The 15,740-nt window shown below is 65.2% G+C and carries 12 protein-coding genes; 9 read left to right on the forward strand and 3 right to left on the reverse strand.

All coding sequences use genetic code 11. The features are described 5' to 3' along the window. Positions 1-102 precede the first annotated feature (102 nt). From IPK69_04975 to IPK69_05005, 7 genes are all read left to right on the forward strand, one after another. A complete protein-coding gene (locus IPK69_04975) occupies positions 103-2,049 on the forward strand; it encodes a CTP synthase (protein ID QQS09977.1) in 1,947 nt (648 codons plus the stop codon). A 13-nt stretch (positions 2,050-2,062) separates the two neighbouring features. After that, on the forward strand, positions 2,063-2,974 hold the full coding sequence (locus IPK69_04980; protein QQS09978.1) for an endonuclease/exonuclease/phosphatase family protein: 912 nt from the start codon (positions 2,063-2,065) through the stop codon (positions 2,972-2,974). A gap of 149 nt (positions 2,975-3,123) precedes the next feature. Further along, a complete protein-coding gene (locus tag IPK69_04985; protein ID QQS09979.1) occupies positions 3,124-3,525 on the forward strand; it encodes an HU family DNA-binding protein in 402 nt (133 codons plus the stop codon). A 264-nt stretch (positions 3,526-3,789) separates the two neighbouring features. Next, positions 3,790-5,022 carry a hypothetical protein gene (locus IPK69_04990; protein QQS09980.1) on the forward strand — a complete coding sequence of 411 codons (1,233 nt, stop codon included), beginning with the start codon at positions 3,790-3,792 and terminating at the stop codon, positions 5,020-5,022. Between the two features lie 243 nt (positions 5,023-5,265). Continuing rightward, the gene (locus IPK69_04995) at positions 5,266-5,844 is read left to right on the forward strand and encodes a hypothetical protein (GenBank protein QQS09981.1); all 579 of its coding nucleotides are present in this window, start codon (positions 5,266-5,268) and stop codon (positions 5,842-5,844) included. Positions 5,845-5,923: 79 nt separating this feature from the next. Continuing rightward, complete coding sequence (locus tag IPK69_05000) at positions 5,924-7,591, forward strand: flotillin family protein (protein QQS09982.1); 1,668 nt, start codon at positions 5,924-5,926, stop codon at positions 7,589-7,591. Between the two features lie 105 nt (positions 7,592-7,696). Then, entirely contained in the window at positions 7,697-8,935 is a 1,239-nt protein-coding gene (locus IPK69_05005; GenBank protein ID QQS09983.1) for an amidohydrolase, read from the forward strand. A 10-nt stretch (positions 8,936-8,945) separates the two neighbouring features. Here the strand turns inward: IPK69_05005 and IPK69_05010 are convergent, their stop codons facing one another. After that, positions 8,946-10,052 carry a GNAT family N-acetyltransferase gene (locus tag IPK69_05010; protein QQS09984.1) on the reverse strand — a complete coding sequence of 369 codons (1,107 nt, stop codon included), beginning with the start codon at positions 10,050-10,052 and terminating at the stop codon, positions 8,946-8,948. A 206-nt stretch (positions 10,053-10,258) separates the two neighbouring features. Here IPK69_05010 and IPK69_05015 point away from each other — a divergent pair, with 206 nt between their 5' ends. Next, on the forward strand, positions 10,259-11,779 hold the full coding sequence (locus IPK69_05015; protein ID QQS09985.1) for a right-handed parallel beta-helix repeat-containing protein: 1,521 nt from the start codon (positions 10,259-10,261) through the stop codon (positions 11,777-11,779). 38 nt (positions 11,780-11,817) lie between these two features. Here the strand turns inward: IPK69_05015 and IPK69_05020 are convergent, their stop codons facing one another. Continuing rightward, entirely contained in the window at positions 11,818-12,120 is a 303-nt protein-coding gene (locus tag IPK69_05020) for a hypothetical protein (GenBank protein QQS09986.1), read from the reverse strand. Positions 12,121-12,483: 363 nt separating this feature from the next. Further along, positions 12,484-14,316, reverse strand: a complete 1,833-nt coding sequence (gene glmS, locus IPK69_05025) for a glutamine--fructose-6-phosphate transaminase (isomerizing) (GenBank protein QQS09987.1) — start codon at positions 14,314-14,316, stop codon at positions 12,484-12,486. A 227-nt stretch (positions 14,317-14,543) separates the two neighbouring features. Between glmS and IPK69_05030 the strand changes: the two genes are divergently transcribed. Beyond that, entirely contained in the window at positions 14,544-15,692 is a 1,149-nt protein-coding gene (locus tag IPK69_05030) for a DUF1275 domain-containing protein (GenBank protein QQS09988.1), read from the forward strand. Positions 15,693-15,740: the final 48 nt, after the last annotated feature.

The raw sequence follows: 15,740 nt of genomic DNA on the forward strand, positions 1-15,740 counted from the left end.
GCGGACGTGTCACGGGGGTCTCACGCCGTGTTTGGGAGTCCGTCGCGCGTGAATCGAACGGTGATTGATTGGACCTTTCGGGGCGGGCCGATACACTCTCCCATGCCCCCCCAGCCGCCGAGTTCCGCCCCGGGCCACGCCTCGGGATCGTCGTCCCCTGCGCCGAATCGTGACGCGGGGAAGTCGTCGCCTCCGCCGAGGGGCGCATTCACCGGGCTCGCGGCCCTCGCGGAATCGACGGAGGAGTCGGAGTACTACAGCCCGATCCCCAAGGGCTATCAACGTGGCTTCCATAAATATGTCGTCGTGCTGGGCACGGTCATGTCGGGCCTGGGCAAGGGGATCTTCGCCTCCAGCGTCGCCAAGATGCTGAAAGACAAAGGACTTTGCGTCGCGCCCATCAAGATGGAGGGGTACCTCAACCTCGATTCGGGAACGCTCAACCCCTACCGCCACGGCGAGGTCTTCGTCCTCGACGACGGCACCGAGTGCGACATGGACCTGGGGACGTACGAGCGCCTCCTCGATCAGAACCTTTCCCGCTGGAACTTCACGACATCGGGCCAGATCTTCGCGGACATCATCCATCGCGAACGCCAGGGGCAGTATCTCGGGCGCGACGTGCAGTGGATCCCGCACGTCACGGGCGAGGTGAAACGCAAACTCCGCGAACTGGCCGTCCGCGGCGACGGCACGAGGCCCGCGGAGGTCGTCTTCATCGAGGTCGGCGGGACCGTCGGGGACTATGAGAACGGCGTGTACATCGAGGCGCTCCGCGAACTCGCCTTCGAGGAAGGCCCCGGCTCGGTCTGCTTTGTGGCGTTGACGTACGTCATCGAGCCGCCGGCCTTGGGCGAGCAGAAATCCAAGGCGGCCCAACTGGGCATCAAGCGATTGATGGAGGCGGGGATCCAGCCCCACCTCATCGCCTGCCGGGCGACGAATCCGGTGTCGACGAAGGTGATGCAGAAGATCGCGATGTTCAGCAACGTGCCGATGCGTCGTGTCTTCTCGATGCACGACCGCGAGAGCATCTACACGATCCCCGAGGAACTCCGCCAGGAAGGGATGGATCGCGAGGTCCTCTCGCTCCTCAACCTCCACGACAAGGTGGACCTGGGCACCGAGGATCGCGCCCGGTTGGGCTGGACGAGTTTCGTCAAGCAACTCACGACGCCCAAGAGCAGGACCGTGACCGTCGGCCTGACGGGGAAGTACGCCCACCTCCGCGACGCCTACGCCTCGATCGACAAGGCCCTCGAGCACTGCGGGGCCCACCTGGGCGTGGACATCGACATCCGCTGGATCGAGACGACGCAGATTGACGACGCCTCCGCGGGGCACGCGCTGGCGGGGCTCGATGCCGTCATCGTGCCCGGCGGTTTCGGCAGCCGGGGCGTCGAGGGGAAGATCGCGTGCGTGCGCCACTGCCGCGAGACGGGTCTGCCCTATCTGGGAATTTGTCTTGGATTCCAGGTCGCGGTGATCGAGTTCGCGCGGAACGTCCTCGGACTGTCGGGCGCCTCTTCGACCGAGTTCAACCCCGACTCGCCGCACAAGGTCATCAGCGAACTCCCCGAGCAGAAGAAGATCGAGGGCCTCGGCGGGACCATGCGCCTGGGCGCGCAAGACGTCACGATCACACCCGGCACGCTCGCCCACTTCCTCTTTGGTGGGAAGTCGAGCATCCGCGAGCGGTTCCGCCATCGCTACGAGGTCGAGCCCGACTATGTCGAGCGATTCGAGAACGCCGGGCTGGTCTTCTCGGGTCGGCATCCCTCGCGGCCGATCATGCAGGTCCTCGAACTCAAGTCCGAGCCCGAGGCTGATCGAGCGGCCTCGACGCCTCGCGTCACGCACCCCTTCTTCATCGGGGCTCAGTTCCATCCCGAACTGACCAGTCGCCCGGTCCGCCCGCAGCCGATGTTCATGGGCCTGGTGGCGGCGACGATGACGCGAAAGTTCGGACGCTCGCTCCACGAGCCGATCCACGCCGAACTCCCGCGCTGGCTCCGCCCCACGCCTCGCAACTCGCACCAGCCGGCGTGATCGCGGGCAAGCCGTGCCCGGCGATCATTCGCATCACGACCGCGACGGGACGCCGAGGCCGAGCCACGCCTCGCACGTGCCCCGCCTCTTCGATCAGGAACGCCACACCGACCGCAGCGTTCCCGGCGTCGCGCGGGTGCTCTTCTGGAACATCCTCCACGGCGGCGGCCGCGAGCGTATTGCCTCGATCGCGCTCGCCATCATGGATCACCATCCTGACGTCGTCGTCCTCTGCGAGTTCCGCCGATCGATTGGCGGGCAGATCGTCGGCCTGCTCGCCGACCGCGGCCTATCCCATCACCACGCGACCAACCCCGGCACGACCACAACCGGTCAGAGCCGAAATGGCGTGCTCATCGCGTCGCGGTGGGCGATCACACCGGGCCATCAGGGCGTGCTGGGAAGGAAGTTCCCCGGACGATGGCTGGATGTCGAGATCGCCGAGTTGGGGTTAGCCCTATCGGGCATCCACGCCCCGGACGACACCCAGGCAGGGGTCAAAGCCGAGTTCTGGAATGAGGTGATCGCCCTCGCCCGTGTTCGGACGACCGAAAGTCGCCCGTGGCTCATCGCCGGTGACGCCAACACCGGGCGTCACGGGATTGATGAAAAGGGCAAAACGTTCCGATTCCCGGCGCTCCTGGGAACGCTCGTAACCCTTGGAATGGCAGACCTCTGGCGAGATGCGAATCCCGATTCCCGTGAGGTTTCTTGGCGCTCGGGCGACGCGAACGGGACTCGGATCGATACCGCGTTCGCCTCGCCGGCGCTCCGTCCGCGGGTCATTTCGGCCCGGTTTTCCCACGCCGAACGCGAGAGCGGCCTGTCGGATCACTCCATCCTTCTGGTGGACATCGCCCCCCAACCGGCGGAATTTCGGGGAGAAAACGCAAAATTTCTGCGTCCCGAAGAGGAAAACATGTAGCCAAATCGCTCCAACCACCGAAAAATCCAGCGGAAAACCGGCGTGTTGCCGGACTCGGCGCGAACGCCGATGGATTGAGGGAAACGAGTCGTCCGGCCCAGGATGGTCCAGACCGGGCGCCTCGATCACAGCCAACTTTGGAGAAAGTCATGGCCAAGAAAGCCAGCAAGTCGAAAGCAAAGTCGTCCAAGCCCGCCAAGAGCGCCGCCAAGGCCGCCGCTCCCAAGCCCGCCAAGATCAGCGCCGCTCCGAAGATCCGCTCCAAGAGCGAGGTCTACGGCCTGATCGCCGCCCACACGGGCCTCGCCCGCAAGCAGGTCTCCGAGGTCTTCGACACCATGCAGCAGATGGTTAAGGTCGATCTCAACGGCAAGGCCGGCATCTTCGCCGTCCCCGGCATGATGAAGATCGTCTGCGTGCGCAAGCCCGCGACCAAGGGCGGCATGCGTCCGAACCCCTTCAAGCCGGGCGAGATGATGGAAGTCAAGGCCCGCCCCGCGCGCAACGTCATCAAGATCCGTCCCCTCAAGGCCCTCAAGGCGATGGTCTAAAGCGAGACACCCCGGCATCTCGCCGGAATCTGCTACCAAAGGACGCCGGCCCACACGCCGGCGTCTTTTTTTTGATTAGCCGATCACAATCGCATGTGCTACTTCAGTTCACACGAGCAGTTCTTGCGCGGACCCTCGTAGAACGGCCCCTCAGTTCCGAAAACTCGCGACTTCCGCTGAACTCGTTATCCAGACGCGTCGATGCTCCCTCTGTCCCGGCACCCACAGCGCCGGGCATCGGTCCACAGACCAAGGGAGAAAGCCGTGCCCCATCGAAAGACCCGCGATTCACGCCCCGCCCACGCCACGAGCCCCGCGGAGGCGCCCTCACCGATCATCGAAACCTCGCGTCGAGCGCCGCGGAGCAAGGTGGCGCTCGCCGAGTGCCGGGTGCTCCTCGCGACGGATTCCGAATCGGTCCGCGAGCGGCTCATGACCATGCTCGACGGTCGCGTGCAGGAAATCGCCTCGGTCTCGACCGCCGTGGAGGCTCGATCTCGACTCGATCAGATGCGGGCGTATGACGTGCTCCTCGTCCACGACCATCTTCACGCAAGTGCCACGCTTCTCACCCACGCCGCCTCCACACGCAAGGACCTCGTGTCGATCTATCTCGCCGAAGCGGCGGCCCTCGACGAGGCCGTGCTCGCGATGCAGGCCGGAGCGGCTGATGTCCTCTCGCCCTCGCTCGCACCCAACGAACTCGCCACAAAGATCGAGTCCTCCCTTCGTCGTCTTCGTGATGAGCGTGATCTCCACTCCGGCGTGCAGCGCCGGGCCGATCGACTCGTGCGCCTGTGCCGCGTGCTCAACTCGCAGCGCCGCGAACTGATGTCCCAGGTCGTCTCGCTCTGCGATGATCTCCACAAGGCCTACGAGGAGATGGCCGGGCAGTTGGAACGCGGCACCTTCGCCGGCGCGTTCAACGCCCTGGTCCGCCAGGATCTCGACGTCGAGTCACTCCTCCGCACGGTCCTCGAGCATCTCCTGCCACAGACCGGCCCGACCAACGCCGCGATCTTCCTCCCCGCCTCCTCCGGCGACTTCACCCTCGGGGCGTACATCAACCATGATCGCCCGCGCACCGACGTCGAGATGACGCTCGACACTCTTGCCGCCACGCTCGCCCCCGCCTTCGAACGCCACACGGCGATCGAGGTCTTCGAGAACGACGAGTCAATTGCCCGCCACATCGCCTCCGACGCCGACTGGCTCAAGGACTGCACGAGTGCCGTGATTCCCTGTCGCCACGAGGGCGAGTGCCTCGCGGTGCTCCTGCTCTTCCGCGACTCGCGCGTGCCGTATCCCTCGACGCTGATCCCCACGCTCGAGACCGTCCGCGAGGTCTTCGCCTCGCAACTCGCGCGGATCATCTCGACCCACCACCGCCACAAGCCCGCGAAGGAACTCGACTTCCTCGATGGCGTGGACTTCGACACCGACTGGGACGACGACTCCCAGGGCGGGCTCGACGGGCTCGACGACCTGGCGGCGTAAAAGCGCCTATAGGTCGCTCGGCCACAGTCGCGAGTGTCCCCACACGAGTACTGGGGACACACACGCCCTCTCGACTCCATCGAGTTGGCGCGTGGTCACGACGTCGAAATCGATCCTCCGACCAGTCCGAGTTCCCATCCACGAAACCAGCCTCGGGCGGCTCCCAATGAGCATGTGACATAAGATACCGCGACCGGGCGCTGGGGCCCGGCGCACAATGCCACGTCGGCATGGGAGGTGGACATGTTCGACGCAATGCTCGGCGGAAATGCTGTCTGGTTCGGAGTTCCGGCGCTCATCGGAACGGGCATCTTTGCGATCCGTTTGGTCCTGATGTCCGTCGGCGGCGGCGATGGTGATCTTGATCTGGACATCGATCCGGAACTTCCCGCCCATCACGATTCCACAGCCGGATTCAAGGCGATCTCGTTCCAGAGCGTCATGGCCTTCGCCATGGGCTTCGGCTGGGGCGGGCTTGCCGGGCTCAACGGATTCCATTGGTCGGTCCCGGGATCGGTCGGCCTGGGCATCGTGTGCGGCATCGGAATGGTCTGGCTGCTCGCGATCCTGCTCAAGGCCGTCCACGATCTCCAGTCGCACGGGAACATCTCCATCGCCGACGCGCTGGGCAAGGAGGCCGACGTGTATGTCTCGCTCCCCGAGCACGGCAAGGGCCGGGGACAGATCCGCGTGGTGATCAATGAGCGAGCGAGGTTCCTCAACGCCGAGTCCGATTCCCTCGCCGCCCCAACGTCGTCTCGCGTTAGGGTCGTCCGCGTCAATGATGACAACTCGGTTCTTGTCACACCGGTCTCGACCTGACCGCACCATCCGTCCATTCGTCCATGCCCACGATCTTCGTTCGCCACGATCCGCACGACTCATGTAGGAGCGACCGTCCATGACGCAGATCACACCATCGGTTCTCGGCCTCTCGTCCACACTCGGGGCGCCCGGCGCGGGCGATTCGGTGCTCTGGACGCTCGGGATCGTCGTCGCGGCGCTCTTTCTGCTCCTCTTCTTCACCATTCTCATCACCCGGTACTACCGGCGCTGCCCGAGCAACCGCATCCTCGTCATCTATGGTCGCGTGGGGCGCGACAAGTCGTCCAAGTGTCTGCACGGCGGCGGAGCGTTCGTCGTCCCGCTCGTCCAGGACTACTCGTATCTCTCGCTCGAGCCGATCGTCATCGACATCCCGCTCGAGGGGGCGCTCTCGCTCAACAACATCCGCGTGAACGTCCCCTCGACGTTCACCGTGGGCGTCTCGACCGATCCGGTGCTCATGAACAACGCCGCCGAGCGGCTCTTGAATCTTCCCTCGCAGCAGGTGCGCGAGCAGGCCCAGGACATCATCCTCGGGCAGTTGCGCCTGGTCATCGCGACCCTCACGATCGAGGAGATCAACAAGGATCGCGAGAAGTTCATGACGCTCATCAATGAGAATGTCGCGAAGGAGGTCAACAAGATCGGGCTCGAACTGATCAACGTCAACGTCCGCGACATCACCGACGAGTCGGGGTACATCCAGGCCATCGGAAAGCGAGCGGCGGCGGAGGCGATCAATCGCGCCAAGGTCGAGGTGGCCGAGCAGGAGCGTGACGGCGCCGCCGGCGAGGCCGCCGCGGTTCGTGAACGGACAGTAAAGGTGGCGGGCGAACAGGCCGCGGCGATCGAGGGACAGAAGCAGGCCGAGCAGCGAAAGCGTGTCGCCGTCGCCGCTCTCGAGGCCGAGGCGATCAAGGGCGAGGTCTTCGCGAAACGCGATCAGGAGATCACCGTCGCCCAGCGCGAGGCCGAGACCATCGCGTCGCGCAAACTCGCCGAGCAGGAGCAGCGCGTGCGCGTCGCCGAGGCCGAAGCCGCTGCTGTCGTCGGCGAGAACACCTCACGCGAGCGCATGGCCCAGTCCCAGGCGCAACTCGCCGAGATTCAGGCCGAGGCCAAGCGCCGATCCGACGTCGCGACCGCCAAGGCGACCGAGGCCATCCTTATCGCCGAGCGTGAGCAGGAACTCGCCCGCCTCTCGAAAATGCAACTCGCGCCGCAGGAGGTCGAGAAGAAGCGCATCGAGATCGCCGCCGAGGCCGAGGCCGAGCGCCGCCGCCGCGAGGCCAAGGGCGAGGCCGACGCCATTCTCCTGAAGTACGAGGCCGAGGCCGCCGGTGTACAGAAAGTCATGGAGGCCAAGGCCGAGGGCTATCGCCAACTCATCCAGGCCTGTGGCAGCGACGCGACCGTCGGCCCGACCCTCCTCCTCATCGAGCAACTCCCCAAACTCGTCGCCGAACAGGTCAAGGCCGTGCAGGGCCTCAAGATCGACAAGATCACCGTGTGGGATCAGGGCTCGGGCGCGAACGGCACAGGCCGAAACGCCACCGCCGACTTCCTCTCGGGCATGATCGGCTCGCTCCCGCGCCTCCACGAACTCGCACAACAGGCGGGCATCGAACTCCCCTCGGCCTTGGGCAAACTCAACCGCCAGGCCGGGGCCGATGGACACATCTCGCCCGACCCGGAGTCCAACGGCAAGGCCGAGCCGAAGCGCCGCCCCGATCGGAATGAGTAAGGGTCAATCCTCGCATGGCGCGATCGAACTACGTTCGCTCGATGTGACTTGCTCGGCGCAACTGGTCCTATCAAACCACTTCCAGCCCTGCCGCTACACTTTCCGATGCCCGCAACTTTGGCCGACTCTATGCACAAGCCGATCGCCTCGATCATCGCCGACGAGCTCCCAGAACTCGTCACCATCCGCCACGATCTCCACCGCCATCCCGAACTCTCGTTCAAGGAATCACGCACCAGCGGCGTGGTCCAGCGAGAACTCGCCGCGCTCAACATCGAGCACAAGCCCGGGCTCGGCGGCGGCACGGGCGTCATCGCCTATCTCCCCGCGACGCTTCCCCACGGCAACGATCGCCCCGCGATCGCCCTCCGCGCCGACATGGACGCGCTTCCCATCCTCGAGCAATCGGGAAAGCCCTACGCCTCGGTCTCGCCCGGCGTCATGCACGCCTGCGGGCACGATGGACACACCACGATCCTCCTCGGTGCCGCTCGCGTCTTGATGAGCGTCCCGCGCCCAAGGCCCGTCCTCCTCGTCTTCCAGCCGGCAGAAGAAGGCGGCGGCGGCGCGGACGTGATGTGCAAAGAAGGCGCCCTCGCCGGCAAGAGCAAGGGTGGTCTGGGCAACCCCGTCGAGAAGATCTTCGGGCTCCACGGCTGGCCCCAACTCCCCTTGGGACGCATGGCCTCACGTGTCGGCCCGCTCCTCGCCGCCGTCGATGACATCGAGGTCACCGTCCGCGGCACGCAGTCCCACGGCGCCTACCCCCACTTCGGGCGCGACCCCATCGTTACCACCGCCCACATCATCACCGCCCTTCAGTCCATCGCGAGCCGCAACGTCGGCCCGCTCGATTCCGTTGTCGTCACCATCGGCGCCATCCACGCGGGCACCGCTAACAACATCATCCCCGAAGCCGTCCACTTTATCGGCACAATCCGCACGCTCAAGGACACGACCAAGGCCGTCGCCCGCGAGCGGTTCGTCTCCATCGTCGAGGGCGTCGCGAAGTCCATGGGATGCCACGCCGAGGTCCGCTACACCGACAGTTACCCCGTCACCGTGAACGATCGCGAGGCCACCGAGGACTTCTTCACAGTCGCCGATGCCGTCGCCGGACGCGACAAGGTCGATCGCCTCGAGAACCCGACGATGGGCGGCGAGGACTTCTCGTACTACGGCCGCCACGTGAAGGCCGCATTCTTTTACCTGGGCCTCTGCCCCCCCACGCTCCCGCCGGGCATCGCATCCTTCCCGACGCTTCACCAGCCCAACTTCGACTTCAACGACGACGCAATCCCCATGGGTGTCGAGACATTCGTTCGCCTCGCCACCACAGTCTGATCATCGCGACTCACGCGGTTTCCAATCCGCCGTGCGCGGATCGAATGGGCCAGTACTCGAGTTCGATCTCATCACGGATCGGCAGGCCGTTCGACGCCACGAGCGGCACGGGCTTGCCCATCTCGCGAACACGATCCATCGCCCCGATGTGCACCGCGACGATCCGCCACCCGCGACGCTGGTAGAACCCCAGCGCCCGAAGATTGTCGTTCGTCGTCGTGAGAATAAGCCTCTGGACTCGGGAATCAATCGCCCAGTCCGTCGCGGCGTCAAGAAGCGCCGCCCCCACGCCCGCACTCTCGTGCTCCGAAACCAGCGTGACGACCTCGGCATACGAAACCCCATCACGCGTGTATCGCACAATCGTGACATGCCCGACGGGCGGTGAACTCGCCTCGGCGCCAGCCATCCGCGCAACGAATCCGTCAAGCCGTCGAGTGTCGTAGGGAATCCCCAGCGAGTGGACCTCGGGCGATGAGAAATGCCGCGTCGCCTGCGACACGACAAACTCGCGCGTGACGTGCGTGATCGGCTCGATGCGGATCGCCCGCCGCGCCGTGTACCACGAGAGCACCTCACCCGCGTTGCGATCGGGCGGGAAGATCGGATACCACACCTTGCGCACTCGCCACGCGCCCAGACCGCTCGGCGTCCACGCCCGCTCCAGATACCACGCCATCCGCTTGATCAACGTGCTCGGACCCCCGCTCTCCACGGGCCACTCGAACGTCGGCAGCCGCATCGCCCTCGTCAGCCGCAACTCGCTGTCGCTCAGCATCGGGAACGGCACATGATTCCGCGCCACAAACTCGCGCTGGTGCTCGCTCGTGCTCGTGCTGATGCCAAAGACCTCGATGCCTAGCGACCGGAACTCGCCATGGAGATCGCGATAGCCGCAGGACTGGGGCGTGCACCCCCGCGCGCCAGGAACGCTCTCCCACTCCTCGCCGTGCGGCCCAGGATTCGGTCGCTCCCCGGGCACGCCCGTCCGTGGATAAAAGAACAACACCCGCCCGACAACCCCATTCGACGCGGCGGGCACTTCATCCATCGCCACCATCCGACCATCGGTCGCCATCAGCGACAACGCCGGCGGCGAAGTTCCGAGAATGTGCATCGCCGCCCCATCATCTGTGGGGATGGGCAAGCCCGTGGGCAGAACTCCGGGATCAGCACGATCGGGTTTCACCACGAAACTGTATCAAGGGGCTCCAACCTCACATGGGTGATCATGGCGTCGGGTATACTGCTCACACTCCGTGGGTGGAGGATGAGCCGGGCCCCCCGATGGGCCGACTGGCGAGAGCGATCGGAGTTTTCACGATGAGCGTCACGATGTTTCGGCTTTCGGCCGTAGGACTGGTCTGTCTCTGCACGCCTCTCGCCCTCGCCGAGGTGCGATTCGTCAACATCGCGCTCACGTCGGGCACCGACACCGGCGCGTCGTGGGCCAACGCCTATCGCGGCACGGGCGCCCTCAACCGCGCCCTTGCCGACGCCAACCCCGGCGATGAGATCTGGGTCGCCGCCGGCACCTATCGCGGCGAAGAAGACGCCACGTTCTCGCCCGCAGCCTACACGCTCCGCACCGACATCAGCCTCTATGGCGGCTTTGCCGGAACCGAGACCGCGCGCAACCAGCGCGATCCCGCCGCACACCTCTGCACCCTGAGCGCCGACGCCAACGCCGACGACAACGCCACCCTCAATCTCGCCGACAACTACGCCCACGTTCTCGAGGCGACCGGTGTCGTCAGCGGCGTGATCGTGGACGGATTCACCATCACCGCCGGAAACGCGGTCGGCGTCGGCTCCAATCTCGATCGCGGCGGCGGCGTCCTCCTCGTCGACGGAGCCAGCGCCACCTTTGCGAACTGCACCTTCACCAACAATCGCTGCACGTTCGGCGGCGGGGCAGGATACATCAACACCGCCGTCGCCTCATTCACCCGCTGCACCTTCGCCGACAATGTCGGTGGCAGTTACGGCGGAGCCTTCGACACCAACAACGGGTTCACGACCTTCGTTGCGTGCCGCTTCATCCGAAACTCCGCGGGCCGCGCCGGAGGGCTCGAGGTTTACGGCTCCAATGGGATCAGCACCATCCGAAACTGCTCCTTCATCGCCAATCGATCAACCGGAGCGGGCGGCAACAGCGGCGGTGGCGCCCTCTGGATCGGCCAGGGCGCTCAAGCCACGATCGCCCATTGCACTATCACGGCGAATCAGGCGATCCAAACATCCGCCGGTGGTATTCGCCTCAGCGGCGCCTCGGCCGTCGCCATCCGTGGCTCCATCCTCTGGGCCAACACAGGCACAGGCACCAACCAGAGCACCTGGCAGATCGGCGGCGGCGTCCCCACCGTCCGTTTTTCCTGCATCCAGGCCTGGGCCAGCGGCGGCGAAGGAATCATCACCGCCGATCCGCTCCTGCTCCCCACGGGCGCTCTTCGCTGGGGCTCGCCATGCATCGATGCCGGAGATGGCACGGCACTCAACGCGAGCGACACACTCGACCTCGACGCACGCCGCCGCGATCGAAACGACCCCGCCAAGCCCGACACGGGGCTCGCGACATCCTCAGGAAAAGTCCCCGACATCGGCGCCCTCGAGTTCCAGGGAAGTTCCTGCATCGCCGACCTCTTCGGTGGCGGCGACGCGAACACACCGGGCGAGCCCGACGGCGGCGTCACCATCGATGATCTCCTCGCTTATCTCGAAGTCTTCGCCAGCGGCCAGGACCTCGCCGACGTCAGCGGCGGCGAGGCCGAGGGCGCGCCAGACCAGGGCGTGACCATCGACGACCTGCTCTATTACCTCGAGCGATTCGCGGCGGGGTGCTGAAAAAAAAGAACCGGCGCACGAACACGCCGGTTCCTGGATCACGCATCAACGTCGGCTGACGCCTTCTTTCTGCCCTTCTTCTTCCTCGCGGGCTCGTCCTCATCAGGGAGTCGCGTGGGAGGTCCGCCGAAGTCCATCTCGGCGTTGAAGTACTGACGCAGCGCGTCGAGCGCAGCGAGATACGTCGCCTGCTCGGGAGGCGTGAGCGCCCGCCCCTTATTGCCAAAGTCGCAGAACGAGATGGGATCCGTCAGCCACATGCAGTGGCGGATGTAGTCCATCGCGGCATCGACCCGCCCGGGCGTGAACTCGAACTTCTCCAAGTAGTGTTGCTTGCTCATGGGTTCCATATCCGACTAATAAATTCGTGCGCGTTGATATCGCAGGCGACATCGCGCCCTTGGATGACACAACTATGACTCGTGCGTGGAATGCGGGAGACAGATTCGCTCCTCGCGAGCCAACGCAAGACCTTGGGGTGTACAGCGTGCGGATTGTGGAGAGGCGGACCCGGCCGATCAGCCGATGGAGCGCAGCCACGCCGCACGAGCCGGGAATGGCTCAGTATTAGTGCGGGACGTATCGAATAGGCGTGGCACGGCATGATCTCCAAAGCCCGCGTGCACACGCGGGGGCGGTCAGAATAGCCGATTCGACGCGGATGTCAAGACGAAGTTCCTGCACATCCCACGAACATTGTGCGTTCACTCCACCGTCACGCTCTTCGCCAGGTTCCTTGGCTTGTCCACGTCGTGTCCGCGGATCACCGCCGCGTGGTACGCCATCAACTGCAGAGGCACCACCGCCAGCATCGGGCTGAGAGGCTCGGCGATGTCGGGGATGTACAGCACGTCCTCGGCATACTTCTTGATGTGCTCGTCGCCCTCGGTTGCGACCGCGATCACGTGCCCGCCGCGCGAGCGGACTTCCTCGATGTTGCTCATCACCTTGTCGTACTGCCGGCCTCTGTTCGCGATGAAGACCGCCGGCATCCCCTCATTAATGAGCGCGATCGGCCCGTGCTTCATCTCCGCCGCGGGCATCCCCTCGGCATGGATGTACGAGATCTCCTTCAGTTTCAACGCACCCTCGAGCGCCGTCGGATAGTTGTACCCGCGCCCAAGGAAGAGCCAGTTCTCACGCTCGCAGTACTTCTCCGTCACCTTGCGGATCTTGTCGTCCTGCTCCAGGACGCGCTGGATCTTCTCGGGAAGCGCCTCAAACTCCTTGAGGAGATCGGCGCAGTGGTCGGCCGACATGAATCGGCGCCGCCCCATGAACAGCGAGATCATCGTGAGCACGCCGACCTGCCCGATGAAGGCTTTGGTGCTCGCCACGCCGATCTCCGGGCCCACGCGAAGGAAGACGCCCGCGTCGGTGTCCCGCGCGATCGACGAACCGACGACGTTCACCACGCCCAGCGCCATCGCCCCGCGATCACGCGCCTCGTGCAGCGCGGCCAGGGTGTCCGCCGTCTCCCCCGACTGCGACACCGCGATCACCACCGTTCCATCCTCGATGATCGGGTTGCGATAGCGGAACTCGCTCGCATACTCCGCGATTGCCGGCAGTTTCGCGAGGTCTTGCAGGAGATACTCGCCAATCATTGCGGCATGGAGGGCCGTCCCCTGCCCGAGCAGCACGATTCGCCGGGTCTTGGTGAGTTCCTTCGCGAGGTTTGCCAGCCCGCCCAGGACGACCTTGCCGTCCTTCGCGTCGATGCGCCCGCGGAGCGTGTTCGCCACCGAGCGCGGCTGCTCGAAAATCTCTTTCTGCATGAAGTGCGAGTAACTGCCGAGTTCAATCTCCTGGAGTTCGAGTTCCAGTTGCTCGATCTTGGGCGTGACGGGCACGTTGTGGATCGTGCTCGTGCGGAAGCCCTTGGGCGTGATCTTCACGACGTTGTAGTCGTCGAGCGTGAAGGCGCGCGTCGAGTGCGAGACGATCGCCGACGCGTCCGACGCGACGACGTACTCCTCCTGCCCGATGCCCACGATGAGCGGGCTTCCCTTTCGCGCCACCACCAGCGTCCCCGGCTCCTTCTCACAGATCACCGCGATCGCGTACGCCCCGGTCACCTCGCGCAGCGCCGCCTGCACCGCCCGCTCCAGGTCCCCTTCGTACAACTCGCCGATGAGCATCGCGAGCACTTCCGTGTCCGTCTGGCTGCGGAAAGCGTGCCCCTTCTCCTCGAGATACGTCTTGAGCGCGGCATAGTTCTCGATGATGCCGTTGTGAATGAGTGCAATGCCGACCTTGTCGTCGGTGTGGGGGTGAGCGTTGGCCTCGGTCACGCCGCCATGCGTCGCCCAGCGGGTGTGGGCGATGCCGAGCGTCCCCGACAGCCCGCCGCGATCGTCGAGTTTGGCCTCAAGGTTCGAGACGCGTCCCACCGCGCGCACCACGTCGATCGACCCCGCCGGATTCATGATCGCGACGCCCGCCGAGTCATACCCGCGGTACTCCAGGCGCTTGAGCCCTTCAAGGAGCAGGGACTGGCACGGGTTGCTCCCAACGTAGGCAACGATTCCACACATGGACAGAACTCCAAATCGCCTCGCCCCAAGGGCTTGCGACACCAGACTCTAGTCGTCCGAGAACCCCAGTCCCCGGCCGAATCCAACGACCCAACACCAAAGCACACCTTGATCGACGCGACAACCCCATCGCGCTCTCACGAAACACCGTACGCCGACCGATAACCTCATCGACAGGCCACACGATCACACCTCCACAACGCCCGGCAACCCTTTCCGGTTCGTCGGTGCCTCGAGTCCTCCAGTCCGCCCCAATGTTCACCGCCCAAGCCCATTCCTTCGTCCAGCAGGCCCGACTCGCGATCACCCTCGCATGGGTCGCTGGTTACACCAATGTCGTCACCCTCATCGTCCTGGGCACCGCCACCTCCCACGTCTCAGGCACAGGCTCCAAACTCGGCGAACACGCGATCGAAGGCCGGTGGCACCTCACGCTCATCATGCTCTGGCTCCTCGCCACTTTCGCGCTGGGCGCGCTCATCTCCGGCCTGGCAACCGAGCACGCCCGGCGCCGAGGTCGCGAATCGATCTACGTCCTCCCCATGGGTGTCGAGGCAGCCCTCCTTGCCCTGCTCGCATTGGCCTTAGATCTCGCGCCGACAGAATCGCTCTCCATCACCGCCTCCGGATCGTGGTTCTTCCTCGCCTCCGCCATCGCGTCCATGGCCATGGGACTCCAGAACGCCACCATCACCCACATCTCCCACGGCGTCGTCCGCACCACCCACGTCACCGGCGTTGTCACCGACATCGGTCTCGAAACCGCGAGACTCTTCTTCGACGCAAGTGCCAAGGACCATCCACCCCTCGTCCACCAGCCAACGACCCGGCGCATCGCGCTCCTCGCCTCAATCCTCGGCTCGTTCGTCCTCGGCGCTGGACTCGGCACCCTCGCCCACGAGCACATCAACAAGGCCGTCATGGCCCCGCCCGTCCTCTTCCTCCTCTGGATCATCGTCCAGGATGTCCTCCGCCCCATCGCCGAGATCGAATCTTCCACGCTCCACGACGCCTCGTCCGGCCTCGATCTCCCCGCGTCCCTCGCCGTGTACCACCTCCGCGCCGAGCGTGGCTCACGACTTCCAGACCTCTCCCTCTGGGCCGAGCGCCTCTCGCCCGCGATGCGTGTCGTCCTCCTCGACCTCCAGGGACTGGGCGAACTCGACCAGGACGCCGTGCACGAACTCGGCGCCCTCGCGGGGCTGCTCGCCGCACAGGAGCGATCGCTCGTGATCGCGGGGCTCAAGCCCCACCAGTTCCAGCAGTTGCTCCAGGGCCTCCCCAAGGGCACGCTCGATCCCCTGGACCTCTGCCCGGACCTCGAACTGGGCCTGGCGCGAGCCTTCAACCACCTCGACGAACCGAGCCTGTCCTGAGAAGCCCACACGCCGCGGCATGGATTTCCGCCACGCACGCGCTATTCT

Source organism: Phycisphaerales bacterium (assembly GCA_016699835.1).
Taxonomy (GTDB): Bacteria; Planctomycetota; Phycisphaerae; order Phycisphaerales; family UBA1924.